This window comes from Planomonospora sp. ID82291 (assembly GCF_015711645.1).
Taxonomy (GTDB): Bacteria; Actinomycetota; Actinomycetes; order Streptosporangiales; family Streptosporangiaceae; genus Planomonospora.
The window spans coordinates 733,741-751,208 of the sequence record NZ_JABTEX010000004.1; the positions used below are offsets into that span (position 1 = coordinate 733,741).

Genomic DNA, 17,468 nt, shown 5'->3' on the forward strand with positions numbered 1-17,468 from the left:
TCGATCAGGACTGACACGCTTCAAATTATACCCCATGGGGGTATGCTGCAAGCCGATCTTCCCCGAGGGGCGCCACCGGCGGATCCGCCGCCCGCCGATGGCCGGACCGGGGCGGGATCCCGGCGAACAGGGAACCTGCTATGGAGGGTCGGCGATGGGTCGACAATGGCCGGTGATCATCGCGCCGCCAGGTTCACAAGCAGCGCACTGCCGGGCCGGTGCCGCCGCAGCGGATCACTCAGCCCCGCCCAGGTCGCCTTCTCTCGTGGAGGGCCGACGGGAGCGGCCGTTCGGCGGCGTGGCGGACGCTTCGCGCCCCACGCCTCCCCTGGGCGCTTCCTGCATCCGGGCGCCTCTCCCCAGGGCCCGGGCACAGGAAGCGCGGCCTGCGGAGCACAGCGGAACCGCAGGAGGAAACGGTGCCGGCGTTCGTGATCGGTGCCGCCGGACGATTGCGCCGGACCGGCCCGACGGGGCACGTCCTGCGTCCGGTTGAAAGGCGGCCTGCGACTTCCGCGGTATACGGCTACCGCGGAAGTCGCAGGCGCGCCGGCCGATCGGGACGACCCGGTGTCCCCTCCCTGCGGGTGCGGACGCCGACGGGTGCGGACGCCCGCCGCGGCTTCCGCCCTGGCGTCGACCTCTACCTCCGTCATCACCACCGCCTGCGGAGCGTGGCTGATTTCCTGCCCGTCCTGCGGGCCGCGGTCCACCTCCCGGTGCAGCGGCGGGCGGCCGGGATATCGTGGTGCGCACCCTGGACCGGCTCGGCGACCGGCATCCCCACGACCTCCCTGCACCGCTACCTCACCCCGCAGCCCGCGCCCGCAGCCCGCGAAGGACGGCACATGAGCATCGCACCCCCTCGTCGCGCGCCCGCCGGGCAGGCCGGCCGATGAACCGGCCGGTGTGGTTACTCGACGTCGACGGCGTGATCAACGCCTCCCGACCCGGCTGGGGCGGCCCCCCGCGCAGCGGCACCGCCTATTCCGGCGGCGACGCCTATCGCATACGGTGGGCGCCGGCCCTGCTCGACCGCATCCGCGCGCTGCACCGGGCCGGCGGCGTCGAGATCCGCTGGTGCAGCACCTGGTGCGCCGACGCCGACCAGATGGAACGACTGTTCGGCCTGCCCCGCCTGGCGCGCGCCTGGTCCGAGCACCTGTCCGCCACCGCCGCCGCGACGGCCAAGCTCACCGCAGCCCGCGACGTCCTGGCACAAGGGCGGCGGCTCATCTGGACCGACGACGTCGAAGTGCCCGCCGGCGGGCCGGTCCATGACGAGCTGACCGCAGGCGGCCGGGCCCTGCTGATCGCGCCGTCACCCGGCAGAGGACTGCAGCCCGAGCACATGGACGCCATCGAGGCCTTCGTCCCCACCCCGGCCTCCGAAGCCCCCTGCTCCACCGTGGACGCCACCCCCGCGGATGAGGCCCTGCTCATCGCACGACGCCTCCTCGGAGGCGACCTCCCCCCGCCGCCCGGCACCGTGGACGGCCGCAGGGACACCGGGCCTACTCGCATCCGGTGCGACCGCTTCAATCGATGACCGCGGTGACCTCCGCCTCGATGAGGATGCCGGGCTCGAACAGCACCTCCACCCCGATCAGCGCGGCCGGCGGCGTGGCGATGTCGAACTCGCGGGCCGCCTGCTCGACGCCCGCGTTGAAGGCGTCGTACATCTCTCTCCTCCAGCCCGCGGCGTACCACGTGAAGCGGACGACGTCGTGGAACGTCGCTCCGGCGGCGTCCAGCGCCTTGGCGACGTTGCGGTAGACCTGGGCGACCTGCCCGGCGAGGTCGCCCGGTGCCACGAGCTCGCCGCTCTCGTCCCAGGCGACCTGCCCCGCGATGTGGACCTGCCTGCTCCCGCTCGCCACCGCGACGTGGTGGTACAGCGGGACCTGGATGTGCTTGTCGGGGTTGATGAGCGAAACGGCCACGAGATCTCCTGATCCTTATGCGATCGAGGCGCCGGAGGGCGCCCGTCCTCTCTTGCGGTTACCCAGGAACCATAGGAGAGTGTTCGCCGACGTGGAAGAACGCACTTTTCAGAGACTGGGGAACCTCATGGTGACCAAGCAGTTCGCGGGCATGACCGACGAAGCGGACCTGAGGCGCGCGGACTCCCTCGCGCGGGAGATCTTCTCGGATGTCGCCAACAAGTGGGCGTTGCTCATCATCGAGGCCCTCGGGGAGCGCACCCTGCGCTTCAGCGAGCTGCGCGACGAGGTCGAGGGCATCAGCCACAAGATGCTCACCCAGAACCTGCGCATGCTGGAGCGCAACGGCCTGGCCGAGCGGAAGGTGCATCCCACCGTGCCGCCGCGGGTCGAGTACACCCTCACCGAGCCGGGCCGGGCCCTGCGCGCGACGGTCGATCTCATCTGCGGCTGGACCCAGCGGCATCTCGGCCACATCGAGACCGCCCGCCGGCGCTTCGACGCCTGAGGGTGCGCTTCGATCCGTCCCGCTCCGGTGACCGGCGCCGCGCTCCCCGCACTGACCCGGGGAGGGGCGACGAACGACCGAAGCCGCTCACGGCTGGACGCGCTCCCGGAGGTCGAACGACGGGCTCAGGCCGGGGAGCGCGTCACGGGGCCAGGCCCGTGACCCGGCCGATGGCGTGCAGGACGCCGTGCTCGTCGTTGGAGGCGGTCAGGTAGCGGGCCCGCCCGATCACCTCGGGGTGGGCGTTGGCCACCGCGAAGGACCACTCGGCGGCGTCGAGCATCCCCAGGTCGTTGAGGTAGTCGCCGAAGACCATGGTCTGGGCGGGCGTGATGCCCAGCTCCTGCTGGAGCCGCCGCACGGCCGCGCCCTTGCCGGTGTCGGTGTGCATGACGTCCACCCAGTGCGCGCCGGAGACCACCACCTGGTGGGTCTCGTCGAACGGCTTCAACGCCGGGGCCGTGCTGTGCTCGGCCCCGCCGAAGTCGAACAGGGCGATCTTGATGATGTCGTCGTCGACGGCGGCCAGGTCGTCCACCGGGGTCAGGAGGGCGTAGTACTTGACGGCCTCGGCCAGGAAGGCCGGGTCGGTGCGCTCCACGTAGGCGGTGCGCTTGCCGCAGACGACCGCGCCGATGTCCACGCCGCCGGCCGCCAGGTCGCGCGCGGACGCCACGACGTCGCGGACGAACGGCGGCTCCAGCAGGTCGGAGCTGATCTCCTGGCCGTCCCGGACCACGAAGGCGCCGTTCTCGGCGATGAAGACCGTCCCGTCGAGGGCGTCCTTGAACTGCACGGCCAGCGAGGCGTACTGCCGGCCGCTGGCGGGGCAGAACAGCACGCCACGGCCGCGCAGCCGCTCCAGCAGGGGCCACAGGTCCGCGGGGATCCGCCCGTCGCCGTCCAGGAGCGTGCCGTCCATGTCGGTGACGATCAGCCGTATGTCGGCGGGCAGGCCCGGCTGGTCGTCGGTCAGGGGCCGGGCGGGCGCGGTGCCGTGGTGCATCAGGGGCGTTCCTCGGGATGGGGACAGTCTTCGCATGCTACCGAAACCGCCCGTGGTGCTCAGGCCCCGTAGACGGGTTCGGGAGCGGCGGCGTCGGCCAGCAGGCCGGCGATCACCGGGCCGAGGTCGGCGGCCTCCCAGCGGGCGCCGTTGTCGGAGGCCGGTCCGTGCCGGAAGCCCTCCATCACGCAGATCCGGCCGCCCTCGACCTCGAAGACGCGGCCCGTCACCCCCCGCGACCCGGCCGAGGCGAGCCAGGCGACCAGGGGGGAGACGTTCTCCGGCGCCATCGCGTCGAAGGAGCCGTCCGGCGGGGCGGCCATGGCCGGGGCGAAGACCTGCTCGGTCATCCGGGTCCGGGCGGCCGGGGCGATCGCGTTGACGGTCACGCCGTACCGGGCCAGCTCGGCGGCGGCCACCAGGGTGAGGCCCACGATGCCGGCCTTGGCCGCGGCGTAGTTGGCCTGCCCCACACTGCCGAGCAGCCCCGCCCCGGACGAGGTGGTGACCACCCGGGCGTCCACCGGACGGCCCGCCTTGGACTCGGCCCGCCAGTACAGCCCGGCGTGCTTGAGCGGCAGGAAATGGCCCTTGAGGTGGACGCGCACCACCGCGTCCCACTCCTCCTCCGACAGGTTCACCAGCATGCGGTCGCGCAGGAAGCCCGCGTTGTTGACCAGCACGTCCAGCCGGCCGTACGCCTCCAGGGCGGTGGCCACCAGGCGCCGGGCCCCGTCACCGTCGGCGATGTCGGAGCCGTCGGCCACCGCCTCGCCGCCCAGCGCGCGGATCTCCTCGGCCACCCGCCGGGCGGGGCCCTCCGAGCCGCCCTCCCCGGCGGCGCTCACGCCGAGGTCGTTGACCACGACCCTGGCGCCCTGCCGGGCGAGCTCCAGGGCGTGTGCGCGGCCGAGGCCGCGCCCGGCCCCGGTGACGACGGCGACGCGGTCCTTGCAGATCATCGTCGGCTCTCCTCATCGGTGACGGCGGGGCGGGAGGGGCGGCCCGCCCGTGCCCCGCGGACTCGGGGAGGCGGACGAGCCGTTCCTTTGCTACCGTACTTTCTAACAAATGTTTGGTGGAAAGGCAGCCCATGGGAATCTCCACCAGGGAGCACGGCGACGGCGTGCGTGAGATCGTCGTGGACGTCCCCCCGGTCAACGCCCTGCCGGTGCGCGGCTGGTTCGAGCTGGCGGAGGCGGTGCGGGAGGCCGGGCGCGACACCGCGAGCCGCGTCGTGGTGCTCCGCGCGGAGGGGCGGGGCTTCAACGCCGGGGTGGACATCAAGGAGCTGCAGGCCGCCCCCGGGTTCGAGGCGCTGGTGGGCGCCAACCGCGGCTGCCGCGCGGCGTTCGCCGCCGTCTACGGGTGCGAGGTGCCGGTCATCGCGGCCGTGCACGGGTTCTGCCTGGGCGGCGGCGTCGGCCTGGCGGGGAACGCCGACATCGTGGTCGCCGCCGAGGACGCCTACTTCGGCCTGCCCGAGGTGGAGCGGGGCGCGCTCGGCGCCGCCACCCACCTGGCCCGCCTCGTGCCCCAGCACCTGATGCGCGCGATGGTCTACACCTGCCGGAACGTCACGGCGGCCGAACTGCACGCCTTCGGCTCGGTGCTGGAGCTCGCGCCCGCCGACCGGCTCCGCGAGACCGCCTTCGCGGTCGCCGCGCAGATCGCCGCCAAGGACCCCTACGTGATCCGCCGGGCCAAGGAGTCGCTGAACGGCATCGACCCGGTGGACGTCGACCGCGGCTACCGCTTCGAGCAGGGCTTCACCTTCGAGCTCACCCTGATGGGCGCCGGTGACCGGCACCGCGACGCCTTCGTCGCCGAGGGGGCGCAGGGGTGACGGGCAAGGCGTCGGGCAAGGCGTCGGTCGGGGTGACGGGCGGGGTGACGGGCAAGGCGTCGGTCGGGGTGACGGGCGGGGTGACGGGCAAGGCGTCGGTCGGGGCGTCGGGCAAGGTGATGACGGCCGAGGAGGTCGCCGCCTCGCTGGAGAGCGGCATGACGGTCGGGATCGGCGGCTGGGGCTCGCGGCGCAAGCCGATGGCGCTGGTCCGGGCGATCCTCCGGTCCCCCCTGGAGGATCTGACGATCGTGTCGTGCGGCGGGCCCGACGTGGGCCTGCTCTGCGCCGCGGGCAAGGTCCGCCGGGTGGTCGCCCCCTTCGTGACGCTCGACTCGGTCCCCCTGGAACCGCACTTCCGGGCCGCCCGGCAGAACGGGACGGTCGAGCTCACCGAGTACGACGAGGGCATGTTCATGTTCGGCCTGCTCGCCGCCGCGCACCGGCTGCCGTTCCTGCCGACCCGGGCCGGGCTCGGCTCGGACGTCATGCGGATCAACCCGGAGCTGCGCACGGTCCGCTCGCCGTACGGTCCCGCGGGCGTGTGGTACGGCGCCGCCGGGCGGGGCCCGGAGGGCGGCCCGGGAAGGGACGCGGGAGGAGACGGGGACGGGGATGGGGACGGGGATGGGGACGGGGCGGAGGACGCGCGAGGGGAGGGCGAGGAACTGGTCGCGGTGCCGGCGCTGACGCTGGACGCGGCGCTGGTGCACCTGGAGCGGGCCGACGCCCGCGGCAACGGCCGGTACCTCGGGCCCGACCCCTACCTGGACGACCTGTTCGCCAAGGCCGCCGCCCGCACCTACCTGAGCTGCGAGCGGCTGGTGGATCCGGGCGGGCTGGACGGCCCGCCGCAGACGCTGCTGGTCAGCCGGATGCACGTCACCGGCGTGGTGGAGGCCCCGGGCGGCGCGCACTTCACCGCGCACTCCACCGAGGGCGGGGAGCACGGCCGCGACGAGGCCTTCCAGCGGCACTACGCGGACTCGGCCGCCGATCCGGAGGCGTGGGCGGTCTTCGCCGACCGGTTCCTGTCCGGCGACGAGACCGCCTACCGGGACGCGGTACGGCGCTGGCACGAGGAGCGGGTCCGATGAGCGCGACCGGTACGGCGGGCGCGGCCCGCGGCGCGGCGACGGCCCGCACGGGTCCCCGGAGCCGAGCCGGGACCGGGACGAAGGGGGTGGCTCGATGAGCGCGACCCGGGCGGAGGTCTGCGTGACGGCGTGCGCCGAGGCCTGGCGCGGCGACGGCGAGATCCTGGCGGCGGCGATGGGCACCTGCTCGATCCTGGGAGCCCGGCTGGCCCGGCTCACCTTCGAACCCGGCCTGCTGACCACCGACGGCGGCGCGCTGCTCACCGCCGAGCCGGTGCCGATCGGCGCGCCCGCGGGCCCGGTGGAGGGCTGGCTGCCGTTCCGCGACCACCTGTGGCTGGTGCAGAACGGGCGGCGGCACGTGATGATGGGCGCCTCCCAGATCGACCGGTACGGCAACACCAACATCTCGGCGATCGGCGACCGGGCCCGGCCCACCTCGCAGCTGCTCGGTGTGCGCGGCGCCCCCGGCAACACGATCTGCAACCCGACCAGTTACTGGATCCCCCGCCACTCCACCCGGGTGTTCGTGCCGAAGGCGGACGTGGTCAGCGGGATCGGCTCCGACCGGGCGGCGGGGCTGGGCGCGCACACCTCCCGCTTCCACGACCTGCGCCGGGTCGTGACCGACCTGGGGGTGTTCGACTTCGGTGCGCCGGACGGGGCGATGCGGCTGGTCTCGGTCCATCCCGGGGTGCAGGTCGGGCAGGTCGTCGCCGCCACCGGATTCGACCTGGCGATCGACGGCGACGTGCCGCGGACCCGGTGGCCGTCGGATGAGGAGCTGCGGCTGATCCGCGAGGTGCTCGACCCGCGGGGCCTGCGGGACCGGGAGGTCCGGACGTGACGCCCCGGCGCCCGCGGATCCCGCCGGTCCGGATGCCGGTCCGGGTGCCGGTCCGGGTGCCGGTCCGGGCGCCGGTCCGGGCGCCGGGAGGGGTGGCGCCCCGGAAGCGTCGGAGCGCGGGGGAGCGGGAGGCCGGAACATGATCGACCAGGTGCTGGACACGCCGCTCACCCGCCTGGTCGGCGTCCGCCACCCGGTCGTGCAGACCGGCATGGGCTGGGTGGCGGGACCGCGGCTGGTCTCCGCGACGGCGAACGCGGGCGGGCTCGGCATCCTCGCCTCGGCCACCATGACCCTCGACCGGCTCGCCGCCGCCATCGAGGAGGTCCGCTCGCGCACCGACGCGCCCTTCGGGGTGAACCTGCGCGCCGACGCCTCCGACGCGGGCGACCGCGTCGACCTGCTGATCAGGCACCGGGTGCGGGTCGCCTCCTTCGCGCTGGCCCCCCGCCCGGAGCTGATCGCCCGGCTGAAGGACGCCGGCGTCGTGGTGATCCCGTCCGTCGGGGCGCGCCGCCACGCGGAGAAGGTCGCCGCTTGGGGGGCCGACGCGGTGCTCGTCCAGGGCGGCGAGGGCGGCGGCCACACCGGGCCGGTCGCCACCACGCTGCTGCTGCCGCAGATCGTCGACGCCGTCGGCATCCCGGTGATCGCCGCCGGAGGCTTCTTCGACGGCCGGGGCCTGGCCGCCGCGCTGGCGTACGGCGCGGCGGGCGTGGCCATGGGCACCCGGTTCCTGCTCACCTCCGACAGCCCGGTCCCCGACGCCGTCAAACGGCTCTACCTGGCCGCGTCGGAGACCGTGGTCACCCGCCAGGTGGACGGCCTGCCGCACCGGGTGCTGCGCACGCCGCTGGTGGACGGGCTGGAGGACGCGGGCCGGCTGACCGGCCTGCTCCGCGCGGTGCGCAACGCCGCCCGCTTCCGGAAGGTCTCCGGCATGTCCTGGGCGGCGATGGTCCGCGACGGCCTGGCCATGAAACGCGGCAGGGAGCTGACCTGGTCCCAGGTGCTGATGGCGGCCAACACCCCCATGCTGCTCAGGGCGGCCATGGTCGACGGCCGCCCCGACCTCGGCGTGCTGGCCTCCGGCCAGGTGGTGGCGCTCATCGACGACCTGCCCTCCTGCGAGGAGCTGATCGACGCCGTCGTCACCCGGGCCGCCGACACCCTGCGCGGCCTGTCCCGCCTCGGCTGACCCGCAACGCCGTGCGTCGTCGCGCAACGCCGTGCCACGCCGCCCGTCCGGTGCCCGTCCGGTGCCCGTCCGGTGCCGGTCCGGTGCCGGTCCGGTGCCCGTCCGGCGGCGGTGACGGTCAGGATTCCGCCAGGCAGGACATCACGCGGGCGCGGTGGTCGGCGGGGGAGCCCCAGGCGGTGCGCAGGGCGCGGGCCCGGCGGATCCAGAGGCCGAGGTCGTACTCGTCGGTGTAGGCGATCGCGCCGTGCACCTGCAGGGCGGTGCGGGCCGCCGCGTAGGCGGCCTCCGAGGCCGCCGCCTTCGCGGCCGACACGTCGCGCGGGAGGTCCGGCGAGCCGTACGCCAGCGCCGCGCCGTGCACCAGCGGCCGGGCGTACTCCAGGGCCACCAGGACGTCGGCCAGGCGGTGCTTGACCGCCTGGAAGGAGCCGATCGGCCGCCCGAACTGGTGCCGGGCCGCGGCGTACGCCACGGTGGCCTCCAGCAGGCGGCGGCCCAGCCCGACGAGCTGGGCGGCGCAGGCGAGCGCGCCCACGTCGCCGGCGGCCCGCGCCGCCGCGCGCACCGCCGGACCGCGGGCCAGGACGGTTCCCACTCGGACCGGGAAGAGCCGCCGTCCCGGGTCCAGCGAGGACCGCGCCGCTCCGGGGACGGTCTCGCACAGCCGGTCGCCGTCCACCAGCCAGACCGCGTCGGCGAGGTCGGCGTCCAGCGCGTACGGCACGGCCGGGGGCAGGACCAGGGAGACGGCGGCCGTGCCCTCGGCGATGCGCGGCAGCCACTCCGCGGCGAGCCCGCCTGCTCCGGCCGCTCCGGCCGTCCCGGATTCATCGCCGGCCCGCCCGGCCCCGCCGGACCCGGAGAACCCACCGAGCCGGGTGAGCAGCTCGGCGGCGGCGGCGGTCTCGGCCAGCGGGCCCGGTACGGCGTGCCGCCCCAGCTCGTGGAAGGCGGTCACCAGCTCCACCGGGAGCGGCCCTGCCCCGCCCGCGGCCTCCGGCACCGCCGGTGCGAAGACCCCGGCTCCGGCGAGCGCGCGCCACAGGGACCGGACCGGTTCCGGCTCCCCGGCGGCCCGGGAGCGGATCACGCCCGGCGTCCCGGCCCCGTCCAGCAGCCTGTGCAGGGTCTCACCGAACAACCGCTGCTCGGCGTCGAGGATGAACTTCACCGTCGTCTCCCGGTCCTGTCGCGTCCGCCGCCCGCCCGGGCCGTCCTCCGGCCCCGGGTCGTTCCCCGGTCTCCGGCGCGCCGCCGCGCTCCGGCCGTCCTCACCGGTCCGCCCGGGGCAGGCCGAGCACGCGCTCGGCGATGACGTCGCGCTGGATCTCGTTGGTCCCGGCGTAGATCGGCCCGGCCAGGGAGAAGACGTAGCCCTCCAGCCACTCGCCCGCCAGTTCGCCGTCCGGGCCCAGCAGGTCGAGCGCGGTCTCGTGCAGGGCCAGGTCCAGCTCCGACCAGAAGACCTTGTTGAGGCTGGATCCGGCCCCCGCGCCGGCGCCGTCGGCGCGGGAGATCGTCTCGAAGCCCTTCAGCCGGTAGGCGCGGGCCCTGATCCAGGCGTCGGCCACCCGGTCGCGCAGCGCGGTGTCGGCGGGGTCGGCGCGCTCGCGCCAGAGCGCGACCAGCCGGTCGGCGGCGGCCGTGAACCGGCCGGGGCTGCGCAGGGTGAGCCCGCGCTCGTCGCCGGTGGTGGCCATCGCCACCCGCCAGCCCTCGCCCGGCGCGCCGATCACGTCGGCGTCGGGCACGAACACGTCGTCGAAGAAGAGCTCGGCGAAGGCGGGCTTGCCGTCCAGGCGGCCGATCGGGCGGCGGGTGAGTCCCTCGGCGTCCAGGGAGAACATCAGGTAGGTCAGGCCCCGGTGCCGCCCGGCCCGCGGATCGGAGCGGAACGGGCCGAACCCCCGGTCGGCGAAGGCCGCGCGCGAGCTCCACGTCTTCTGGCCGTTCAGCCGCCAGCCGCCGTCCACCCGGGTCGCGGTGGCGCGCAGCGAGGCCAGGTCGCTGCCCGCCTCCGGCTCGGACCAGGCCTGGGCCCAGACGACCGCGCCGGAGGCCATCGGCGGCAGGATCCGTTCCCGCTGCTCGGGGGTGCCGTGCGCGAAGAGCGTCGGGGCGAGCAGGTTGACGCCGTTCTGACCGACCCGGCCGGGCGCCCCGGCGGCGTGGTACTCCTCCTCGAAGACCAGCCACTCCAGCGGGCTCGCGTCCCGCCCGCCGTACCGGGCGGGCCAGGAGACGACCGACAGGCGCGCGTCGTACAGCTCGCGCTCCCAGGCGCGGTGGGCGGCGAAGCCCTCCGCGGTCTCCAGCGAGGGCAGGGGGACGGCGGGCACGTGGGCGCGGAGCCAGTCGCGCACCTCGGCGCGGAACGGCTCCGCGGACGAGAGGTCAAGATCCATCGGTGGCGGCCTCCGTGCTCCCCGAGCCGGATCCGCCGTCGTCCTCCGCGCCTCCGGGGGCGGCTCCGGCGGCGGCCTTCATGCTCCGGGGGTCCATGCCGGCCAGGGCGTCGGCCGAGGTCTCGGCGTTGTGCGCGTGGGCGAGGTGGTGCAGGCCGAAGACCGCGTCCATCCCGGCGTGCATGCCCTGGGCGTCCTCCGCCTGGTTGACGGCCTTCTTGGTGAGCGCGAGACCGAGCCGCGGCATCGCCGCGATCCGCTCGGCCAGGGCGAACGTCTGCGCCCGGAGCTCCTCGCGGGGCACGACCCGGTTGACCGCGCCCACCTCGTACGCGCGCCGGGCGCTCATCCGGTCGCCGGTGTAGAGGAGCTCCCTGGCGATCCGCGGCGGCATCATCCAGGGGTGGGCGAAGTACTCCACGCCGGGGACGCCCATGCGGACCACGGGGTCGGCGAAGAACGCGTCGTCGGAGGCGACGATCAGGTCGCAGACCCAGGCGAGCATGAGCCCGCCCGCGACGCACGCGCCCTGCACCATGGCGATCATCGGTTTGGGGAGCTCCCGCCAGCGGCGGCACATGCCGAGGTAGACCTCGGACTCGCGGGCGAAGCGGCTCTCGGCGCCCTGTTTGCCGACGTGGTCCCACCACAGGCCGGCCCGGCGCTCGAAGGAGACGTGCGCGTCGCGGCCGGGGGTGCCGATGTCGTGCCCGGCGGAGAAGTGGGGGCCCTCCCCGGCCAGCACGACCACCTTGACCCCGTCGTCGGCGGCGGCCCGGTAGAAGGCCTCGTCGAGGGCGTAGGTCATCGCGGAGTTCTGCGCGTTGCGGTACTCCGGGCGGTTCATGGTGACCACCGCCACGGGCCCGCGCCGCTCGTAGCGGACCACGGTCATCGGGGACCCTCGCATTCTTTCTAACAACTGTTTGGTAGAGTAAATCATGTGAAGCCCGACGAGGAGAGGGGCCCGCAGCCGCCGGGGTCCTCGGCGCCGCCGTACGTTCCGGGGCACGGCCTGCTGCGCGGCCGGGTCGCGGTGGTGACCGCCGCCGCCGGCACCGGCATCGGCGGCGCCTGCGCCCGCCGCCTGCTGGAGGAGGGCGCCCGGGTCGCGGTGAGCGACGCCCACGAGCGGCGGCTGGCCGCGGCCCTGGCCGCGCTGGAGGAGGAGTTCGGCGCCGGGGCGGTGACCGCCGTGCCGTGCGACGTGACCTCCGAGGAGCAGGTCCGCTCCCTGTTCGCGACCGCCGAGGAGCGCCTGGGGCCGGTGGACGTGCTGGTCAACAACGCCGGGCTCGGCGGCACGGCCCGGCTCGTCGAGATGACCGACGAGCAGTGGAGCCGCGTGCTCGACGTGACGCTGACCGGGACCATGCGCTGCACCCGCGCCGCCCTGGCGCTCATGCAGCCGCGGGGGCGCGGCGTGATCGTGAACAACGCCTCGGTGGTCGGCTGGCGGGCGCAGGAGGGCCAGTGCCACTACGCGGCGGCCAAGGCCGGGGTCATGGCGCTGACCCGGTGCGCGGCCGTCGAGGCGGCGCCGTACGGCGTGCGGGTCAACGCGGTGGCGCCCTCGCTGGCCATGCACGCGAACCTGGCCAAGGTGACCACCGAGGAGCTGCTGGCCGAGCTCACCGCCGCGGAGGCGCTCGGGCGCGCGGCGCAGCCCTGGGAGGTCGCCAACGTTATCGTCTTCCTCGCGAGCGACTACTCCTCCTACCTGACCGGAGAGGTCGTCTCCGTCTCCAGTCAGCACCCCTGAGAGGTCCGTCTCCCATGAGCCCACGACGCCGAGACTCCGAGAGCACCGCCACCGCCCGCGCCGGGCGGCGGGCCGAGCTGCTCGCCACGGCCGCGGAGGTGTTCGCGTCCCGGGGGTACTCCGCCACCACGGTCCGCGAGGTGGCGGACGCGGCGGGCATCCTCGGCGGCAGCCTCTACTACCACTTCGACTCCAAGGAGTCGATGGTCGACGAGATCCTCTCGACGTTCCTCACCGACCTGTGGGCGTCCTACGACCGCATCACCGCCGCGGGGCTGGGCGCGCGCGAGACCTTCCACGCGCTGATCGCCGAGTCGTTCCGGATGATCGACCTGTACCGCCCGGCGGTCATGATCTACCAGAACGAGTCCCGGCACCTGGCGGCGAACCCGCGCTTCGGCTACCTGCTCGACTCCATGCGGCGCTTCCGCGAGATGTGGCTCTCGGTGCTGGACCGGGGCGTCCTGGACGGGGAGTTCCGCGCCGACCTCGACACCGGCCTGATCTACCGCTTCATCCGTGACACCGTCTGGGTGGCCGCGAGCTGGTACCGGAGCGACGGCGCGCTGAGCGCGGACGAGATCGCCCGGCAGTACATCGTGATGGTCCTGGAAGGGATCCTGGAGACCTGAGGAGTGCACCGTGGCCATCCGACCGGCCCCCCGAACGAGTCCCCGAACGAGTCCCCCGGCGGCCCCCCGGACGGCGGAGGCGTACATCGTCGAAGCGGTCCGCACCCCCGTGGGGCGGCGCGGCGGCGGCCTGTCCGGCGTGCACCCCGCCGACCTGGGCGCGCACGTGCTGAGCGCGCTGGTGGAGCGCTCCGGGGTCGACCCGGCCGCGGTGGAGGACGTGGTCTTCGGGTGCGTGGACACGGTCGGCCCGCAGGCCGGGGACATCGCCCGCACCTGCTGGCTGGCGGCCGGGCTGCCCGAGGAGGTGCCCGGCGTCACCGTCGACCGGCAGTGCGGCTCCTCGCAGCAGGCGGTGCACTTCGCCGCGCAGGCCGTGCTCTCCGGCACCGCCGACCTGGTGGTCGCCGGGGGAGTGCAGAGCATGTCGCAGGTCCCCATCGGCCACGCGATGACCGCCGGGCAGGCGCTCGGCTTCGCCACGCCCTTCGCCGGGTCGGCGGGCTGGCGGGCCCGGTACGGCGAGCAGGAGGTCTCCCAGTTCCGCGGCGCCGAGATGATCGCCGCGCACTGGGACCTGTCCCGCGAGGAGATGGAGGCCTTCGCCTGCGAGTCGCACCGGCGGGCGGTCCGCGCGGTCGACACGGGGTGCTTCACCCGGGAGATCGCGCCGCTGGCGGGCGTCGAGCACGACGAGGGGCCGCGCCGCGACACCTCGCCGGAGAAGATGGCCGGGCTGCGCCCCCTGGTGGAGGGCGGCCGGCTGACCGCGGCGCTGGCCTCGCAGATCTCCGACGGCGCCGCGGCCCTGCTGATCGCCTCGGCGGAGGCGGTGCGCGTCCACGGGCTGCGCCCCCGCGCCCGCGTCCACCACCTCTCCGCGCGCGGCGAGGACCCGATCCGGATGCTCTCGGCGCCGATCCCCGCCACGGCGTACGCGCTGAAGAAGGCGGGCATGGCGATCGGCGACATCGACGTGGTGGAGATCAACGAGGCGTTCGCCCCGGTCGTGCTGGCCTGGCTCAAGGAGACGGGCGCCGACCCGGCGCGGGTCAACCCGAACGGCGGCGCGATCGCGCTCGGCCACCCGCTCGGCGCCACCGGCGCCCGGCTGATGACCACGCTCCTGCACGAACTGGAGCGCACCGGCGGCCGGTACGGCCTGCAGACCATGTGCGAGGGCGGCGGCCAGGCCAACGTCACCGTCATCGAGCGTCTGTGAGGACGCGCCGGACCGGCGGCCCGCAGTGACAGCACGGCTGCGCGGGCGGACGCGGCCGAGGCCGTCCCGGTGGGGCCGGCCCCGACGCCGGGAGCGCCGCCGGAGCCGGGCCGTGGCCGTACCGGGGGCATGGGAAAGGGGCCGATCCCCGGACGGCATGGTTTCTGGCCACCCGCCGCTCTACGATCTTCTTCCTGGGCGCATATCAATGGAGAACGGGAAGAATGGACGCGATGCGGGACCGGCGGTTCCTGGCACTGATCGCCGTGGCGATCGCGATCACCCTGTTCGGCCTGTACGCGCTGGTGGCCGGAGCGGACGGCGGGGACGGCGGGGACACAGCCGAGCGGGCCCGGCCCGGCCCGGCGCGCACCCGGGTCATGGAGCTGTCGCCCGTCCCGGACGCCGAGCCCGAGCCCGCTCCGTCCACCGTTCCCCCGGCCGTGCCGTCCGCGCTTCCCCCGACGCCTCCGACGCCCGCACCCGCGCCGCCGGACGGGCCCGGACCGGTCGCGGCGCGGTACTTCGACGCCTGGCGGGCCGGTGACCTGACCGCCATGGCGGGCCTGGTCGCCGGCCCGCCCGCCGACTTCGCCGAACGGCACCGCAGGTTCGGCGCCGAACTGCGCGTCACGTCGATCTCCCTGGTCCCCGGCCCGCCGTCCGTCGGCGGGGAGGCCGCCGAGGTCCCCTTCACCGGGGCGCGGGAGGTCGAGGGACTGGGCCGGTGGGAGTTCGCGTCGGTCCTGCGGCTGGCGCGGCGGGACGGCTCCTGGAGGGTGCTCTGGTCCCCGGAGACCCTGCACCCCGCGCTCGGCGGCGGCGGGACCCTGCGCCGCAGGGAGACCCCGGTGGCCCGGCCCGCCACGCTCACCCGCGAGGGGCTGCCGTTCCCCCGCGACAGCAGGGCCGGCGACCACTACACCGGACTGGACGGCACCGGGACCGACGTGGAACTGGTGGCGGAGCCCTCCGGCCGGGTGCTGCTGGCCGCCCGCGCCCCCGAGGTGCCGGGCACGCGGACCACGATCTCCCTGGCCGTGCAGGCCGCCGCCGCCCGCGCGCTGGACGGCGTCGGGCAGCCCGCCGCGATCGTGGCCGTGGACGTCCCGACCGGCCAGGTGCGCGCGGTGGCGGACACGCTGGGCGTCAAGGGGGCGTTCGAGGGGCTCTACCCGCCCGGTTCGACGTTCAAGACGGTGACCGCCGCCGCGCTGCTGCGCACCGGCCTGACCCCGGACTCCCCGGTCCCCTGCCCGGGGGCCTACACCATCCCCGGCGGCCGGGGCTTCGGCAACGACGGCGGCGCCGACCACGGCACCGTTCCCCTGTCCACCGCCTTCGCGCTGTCCTGCAACACCACCTTCGCCCAGCAGGCCCACGAGCGGCTCCGCGACGGCCGGCTCCGCGCCGAGGCCGCCGACCGGTTCGGCTTCCGCGAGAAGCCGGGCGCGAGCACCTGCCGCATCCGGGACGCCGTCACCGCCGACGACCTCGGGGCCGACGCCATCGGCCAGAATTCGGTGCTGGCCAGCCCGCTGTGCATGGCCGAGGTCGCCGCCGCGATCGCGAGCGGGACCTGGCGGCCCGCGATCACCGCCGAGCAGCCGCCCGCCGGCGCGCCCGCCCCGGTGCCGCTGGACGAGGGCGTGGCCGCCGGCCTGCGGGCGATGATGGGCGCCGTGGTCACCCGGGGCACGGCGGCCCAGGCGGGGCTGCCTCCGGACACCGCGGGCAAGACCGGCACCGCGGAGGTCACCGGAGAACGCTCCCACGCCTGGTTCATCGGCTACCGGGGCGACCTGGCCTTCGCGGTGCTCGTCCGGAACGGGGGGAGCGGCGCGGCCGTCGCCGCCCCCGTCGCCGCCCGCTTCCTCCGGGCGCTCTGAGGCCCGCTTCCTCCGGGCGCTTCGCGACCCGCTTCCTCCGGGCGCTCCGAGGGCCGGTCCGGATCCGGGCCACCGGCCGGACGCGATCAGCGGGCCGGGGGGCGAAGGCCGGGCCGGCCCCGGGAGACGATGTACGGGACCAGCTCGCCCATCCCCCGCACGGTCAGCGGGCTCACCGGACGGAGCTCGAAGGAGGCGTCGCCCTCCAGCTCCTCCGCCACCGTGGGTCCGGCGAGCACGGCGTCGGCGGGGGCGAGCGCGGTGAGCCTGCTGGCCAGGTTGACCGTGGTGCCGAACACGTCGCCCATGCGGCCGATCACCTGGCCGACGGCCAGCCCCACCCGCAGGGCGGGCATGCCCCTGGTCCGGGCGTGCGCCTCCACGAGCCGCAGGGCGATCTCGGCCGCCGCGGCGGCGGTGTCGGCGACGAACAGGACCGAGTCGCCGAGCGTCTTGACCACCCGGCCCTCCGAGGAGGTGACGACGTCGGCCGACCGGTTCTCGAAGCGCTCGACGAGACGGGCCAGCTCCGTCTCGGTGATCTGGCGGCTCAGCCGGGTGAACCCGACCAGGTCGGCGAAGCCCACGGCCAGCCGTACGGTGCTCGTCTCCTGGTCCACGACGCGGCCCGCGGCGGCGGCCAGCTGCCGCCGCCAGGCGTAGACCAGCAGCTGCTCCAGGTCCGGCACCACCCGGTCGGCGCGCGTCCGCCAGGCGGACGCGCGCTCGCCGAGCGGGACCCCGGCCTGGTCGAGGACCTCGGCGCCGAGCACGGCCTGCGACTCGGCCAGCCGGGCGGTGGCCCGGCCCAGCGACCGGGTCACCAGGAGCGCGTGCTCCTCGTCGTAGGTGCCGTCGCGGACCAGGCCGACCAGTGTCCGGAGCGCCTCCACGTCGGAGTCGGTGAACTCCACCGCGTCGTCCGGGACGTTGGCGAAACCGAAGGCGCGCCAGAACCGCCGCGCGCGGTACATCGGCACGCCGGCCATCGCGGCCACCTGATGGCTGGTGTAGCGGCGGTGCTGCCGGAGGAACGCGCCCGCCAGTTCGTCCGTCAACGGATGGATCCTCGACCGTGGTCAACCGTGCTCGTCCTGGCCCCGTGAGGGG

At 75.1% G+C, this 17,468-nt stretch carries 18 protein-coding genes; 11 read left to right on the top strand and 7 right to left on the bottom strand.

What is annotated here, in order from left to right; all coding sequences use genetic code 11:
* Positions 1-674: 674 nt before the first annotated feature.
* Both HS045_RS27710 and HS045_RS27715 read left to right on the top strand, forming a co-directional pair.
* Positions 675-899 (top strand): hypothetical protein, encoded by a 225-nt coding sequence (locus HS045_RS27710; protein ID WP_196454401.1) that lies wholly within the window; start codon positions 675-677, stop codon positions 897-899.
* Entirely contained in the window at positions 896-1,549 is a 654-nt protein-coding gene (locus HS045_RS27715) for a hypothetical protein (RefSeq protein WP_196454402.1), read from the top strand. The genes HS045_RS27710 and HS045_RS27715 overlap by 4 nt, the downstream gene beginning before the upstream one ends.
* On the opposite strand, the gene HS045_RS27720 is transcribed toward HS045_RS27715, so the two are convergent.
* Positions 1,539-1,943, bottom strand: a complete 405-nt coding sequence (locus HS045_RS27720; RefSeq protein WP_196454403.1) for a RidA family protein — start codon at positions 1,941-1,943, stop codon at positions 1,539-1,541. The two genes, HS045_RS27715 and HS045_RS27720, sit on opposite strands and share 11 nt — an antisense overlap.
* Positions 1,944-2,070: 127 nt before the next feature.
* Here HS045_RS27720 and HS045_RS27725 point away from each other — a divergent pair, with 127 nt between their 5' ends.
* Positions 2,071-2,451: a helix-turn-helix domain-containing protein gene (locus HS045_RS27725; protein ID WP_196454404.1), complete on the top strand. Its 381-nt coding sequence runs from the start codon at positions 2,071-2,073 to the stop codon at positions 2,449-2,451.
* A gap of 142 nt (positions 2,452-2,593) precedes the next feature.
* On the opposite strand, the gene HS045_RS27730 is transcribed toward HS045_RS27725, so the two are convergent.
* Together HS045_RS27730 and HS045_RS27735 are read right to left on the bottom strand one after the other, a co-directional pair.
* Positions 2,594-3,457, bottom strand: coding sequence for a Cof-type HAD-IIB family hydrolase (locus HS045_RS27730; protein ID WP_196454405.1), 864 nt, complete (start codon positions 3,455-3,457; stop codon positions 2,594-2,596).
* A 59-nt stretch (positions 3,458-3,516) separates the two neighbouring features.
* Positions 3,517-4,419, bottom strand: coding sequence for an SDR family oxidoreductase (locus HS045_RS27735; RefSeq protein ID WP_196454406.1), 903 nt, complete (start codon positions 4,417-4,419; stop codon positions 3,517-3,519).
* A gap of 131 nt (positions 4,420-4,550) precedes the next feature.
* Between HS045_RS27735 and HS045_RS27740 the strand changes: the two genes are divergently transcribed.
* From HS045_RS27740 to HS045_RS27755, 4 genes are all read left to right on the top strand, one after another.
* On the top strand, positions 4,551-5,303 hold the full coding sequence (locus HS045_RS27740) for an enoyl-CoA hydratase family protein (protein ID WP_196454407.1): 753 nt from the start codon (positions 4,551-4,553) through the stop codon (positions 5,301-5,303).
* Between the two features lie 119 nt (positions 5,304-5,422).
* Positions 5,423-6,400 (top strand): CoA transferase subunit A, encoded by a 978-nt coding sequence (locus HS045_RS27745; RefSeq protein WP_196454511.1) that lies wholly within the window; start codon positions 5,423-5,425, stop codon positions 6,398-6,400.
* A gap of 94 nt (positions 6,401-6,494) precedes the next feature.
* Positions 6,495-7,247, top strand: coding sequence for a CoA-transferase subunit beta (locus HS045_RS27750; RefSeq protein ID WP_196454408.1), 753 nt, complete (start codon positions 6,495-6,497; stop codon positions 7,245-7,247).
* Positions 7,248-7,386: 139 nt separating this feature from the next.
* Entirely contained in the window at positions 7,387-8,445 is a 1,059-nt protein-coding gene (locus tag HS045_RS27755) for a nitronate monooxygenase family protein (RefSeq protein ID WP_196454409.1), read from the top strand.
* Positions 8,446-8,563: 118 nt separating this feature from the next.
* Here HS045_RS27755 and HS045_RS27760 read toward each other — a convergent pair whose 3' ends face one another.
* From HS045_RS27760 to HS045_RS27770, 3 genes are all read right to left on the bottom strand, one after another.
* On the bottom strand, positions 8,564-9,619 hold the full coding sequence (locus HS045_RS27760) for an acyl-CoA dehydrogenase (protein WP_196454410.1): 1,056 nt from the start codon (positions 9,617-9,619) through the stop codon (positions 8,564-8,566).
* 100 nt (positions 9,620-9,719) lie between these two features.
* The gene (locus HS045_RS27765) at positions 9,720-10,853 is read right to left on the bottom strand and encodes an acyl-CoA dehydrogenase family protein (RefSeq protein ID WP_196454411.1); all 1,134 of its coding nucleotides are present in this window, start codon (positions 10,851-10,853) and stop codon (positions 9,720-9,722) included.
* On the bottom strand, positions 10,843-11,748 hold the full coding sequence (locus HS045_RS27770; protein ID WP_196454412.1) for an enoyl-CoA hydratase: 906 nt from the start codon (positions 11,746-11,748) through the stop codon (positions 10,843-10,845). Before HS045_RS27770 ends, HS045_RS27765 begins: the two co-directional genes overlap by 11 nt.
* A gap of 48 nt (positions 11,749-11,796) precedes the next feature.
* Here HS045_RS27770 and HS045_RS27775 point away from each other — a divergent pair, with 48 nt between their 5' ends.
* From HS045_RS27775 to HS045_RS27790, 4 genes are all read left to right on the top strand, one after another.
* The gene (locus HS045_RS27775; protein ID WP_196454413.1) at positions 11,797-12,615 is read left to right on the top strand and encodes an SDR family oxidoreductase; all 819 of its coding nucleotides are present in this window, start codon (positions 11,797-11,799) and stop codon (positions 12,613-12,615) included.
* A gap of 14 nt (positions 12,616-12,629) precedes the next feature.
* Positions 12,630-13,247 carry a TetR/AcrR family transcriptional regulator gene (locus HS045_RS27780; RefSeq protein WP_196454414.1) on the top strand — a complete coding sequence of 206 codons (618 nt, stop codon included), beginning with the start codon at positions 12,630-12,632 and terminating at the stop codon, positions 13,245-13,247.
* A 16-nt stretch (positions 13,248-13,263) separates the two neighbouring features.
* Positions 13,264-14,469: an acetyl-CoA C-acetyltransferase gene (locus tag HS045_RS27785; RefSeq protein ID WP_196454512.1), complete on the top strand. Its 1,206-nt coding sequence runs from the start codon at positions 13,264-13,266 to the stop codon at positions 14,467-14,469.
* Positions 14,470-14,693: 224 nt separating this feature from the next.
* Positions 14,694-16,358, top strand: a complete 1,665-nt coding sequence (locus tag HS045_RS27790) for a penicillin-binding transpeptidase domain-containing protein (RefSeq protein ID WP_196454415.1) — start codon at positions 14,694-14,696, stop codon at positions 16,356-16,358.
* Positions 16,359-16,444: 86 nt separating this feature from the next.
* Here HS045_RS27790 and HS045_RS27795 read toward each other — a convergent pair whose 3' ends face one another.
* Positions 16,445-17,416: an adenylate/guanylate cyclase domain-containing protein gene (locus HS045_RS27795; RefSeq protein ID WP_196454416.1), complete on the bottom strand. Its 972-nt coding sequence runs from the start codon at positions 17,414-17,416 to the stop codon at positions 16,445-16,447.
* Positions 17,417-17,468: the final 52 nt, after the last annotated feature.

What these genes read in the sequence shown, in the direction of transcription:
- HS045_RS27745 (WP_196454511.1), top strand. Translation starts at nt 5,423, where the DNA reads ATGACGGCCGAGGAGGTCGCCGCCTCGCTGGAGAGCGGCATGACGGTC.
- HS045_RS27740 (WP_196454407.1), top strand. Translation starts at nt 4,551, where the DNA reads ATGGGAATCTCCACCAGGGAGCACGGCGACGGCGTGCGTGAGATCGTC.
- HS045_RS27715 (WP_196454402.1), top strand. Translation starts at nt 896, where the DNA reads ATGAACCGGCCGGTGTGGTTACTCGACGTCGACGGCGTGATCAACGCC.
- HS045_RS27780 (WP_196454414.1), top strand. Translation starts at nt 12,630, where the DNA reads ATGAGCCCACGACGCCGAGACTCCGAGAGCACCGCCACCGCCCGCGCC.
- HS045_RS27735 (WP_196454406.1), bottom strand. Translation starts at nt 4,419, where the DNA reads ATGATCTGCAAGGACCGCGTCGCCGTCGTCACCGGGGCCGGGCGCGGC.
- HS045_RS27755 (WP_196454409.1), top strand. Translation starts at nt 7,387, where the DNA reads ATGATCGACCAGGTGCTGGACACGCCGCTCACCCGCCTGGTCGGCGTC.
- HS045_RS27750 (WP_196454408.1), top strand. Translation starts at nt 6,495, where the DNA reads ATGAGCGCGACCCGGGCGGAGGTCTGCGTGACGGCGTGCGCCGAGGCC.
- HS045_RS27730 (WP_196454405.1), bottom strand. Translation starts at nt 3,457, where the DNA reads ATGCACCACGGCACCGCGCCCGCCCGGCCCCTGACCGACGACCAGCCG.
- HS045_RS27770 (WP_196454412.1), bottom strand. Translation starts at nt 11,748, where the DNA reads ATGACCGTGGTCCGCTACGAGCGGCGCGGGCCCGTGGCGGTGGTCACC.
- HS045_RS27765 (WP_196454411.1), bottom strand. Translation starts at nt 10,853, where the DNA reads ATGGATCTTGACCTCTCGTCCGCGGAGCCGTTCCGCGCCGAGGTGCGC.
- HS045_RS27725 (WP_196454404.1), top strand. Translation starts at nt 2,071, where the DNA reads ATGGTGACCAAGCAGTTCGCGGGCATGACCGACGAAGCGGACCTGAGG.
- HS045_RS27790 (WP_196454415.1), top strand. Translation starts at nt 14,694, where the DNA reads ATGGACGCGATGCGGGACCGGCGGTTCCTGGCACTGATCGCCGTGGCG.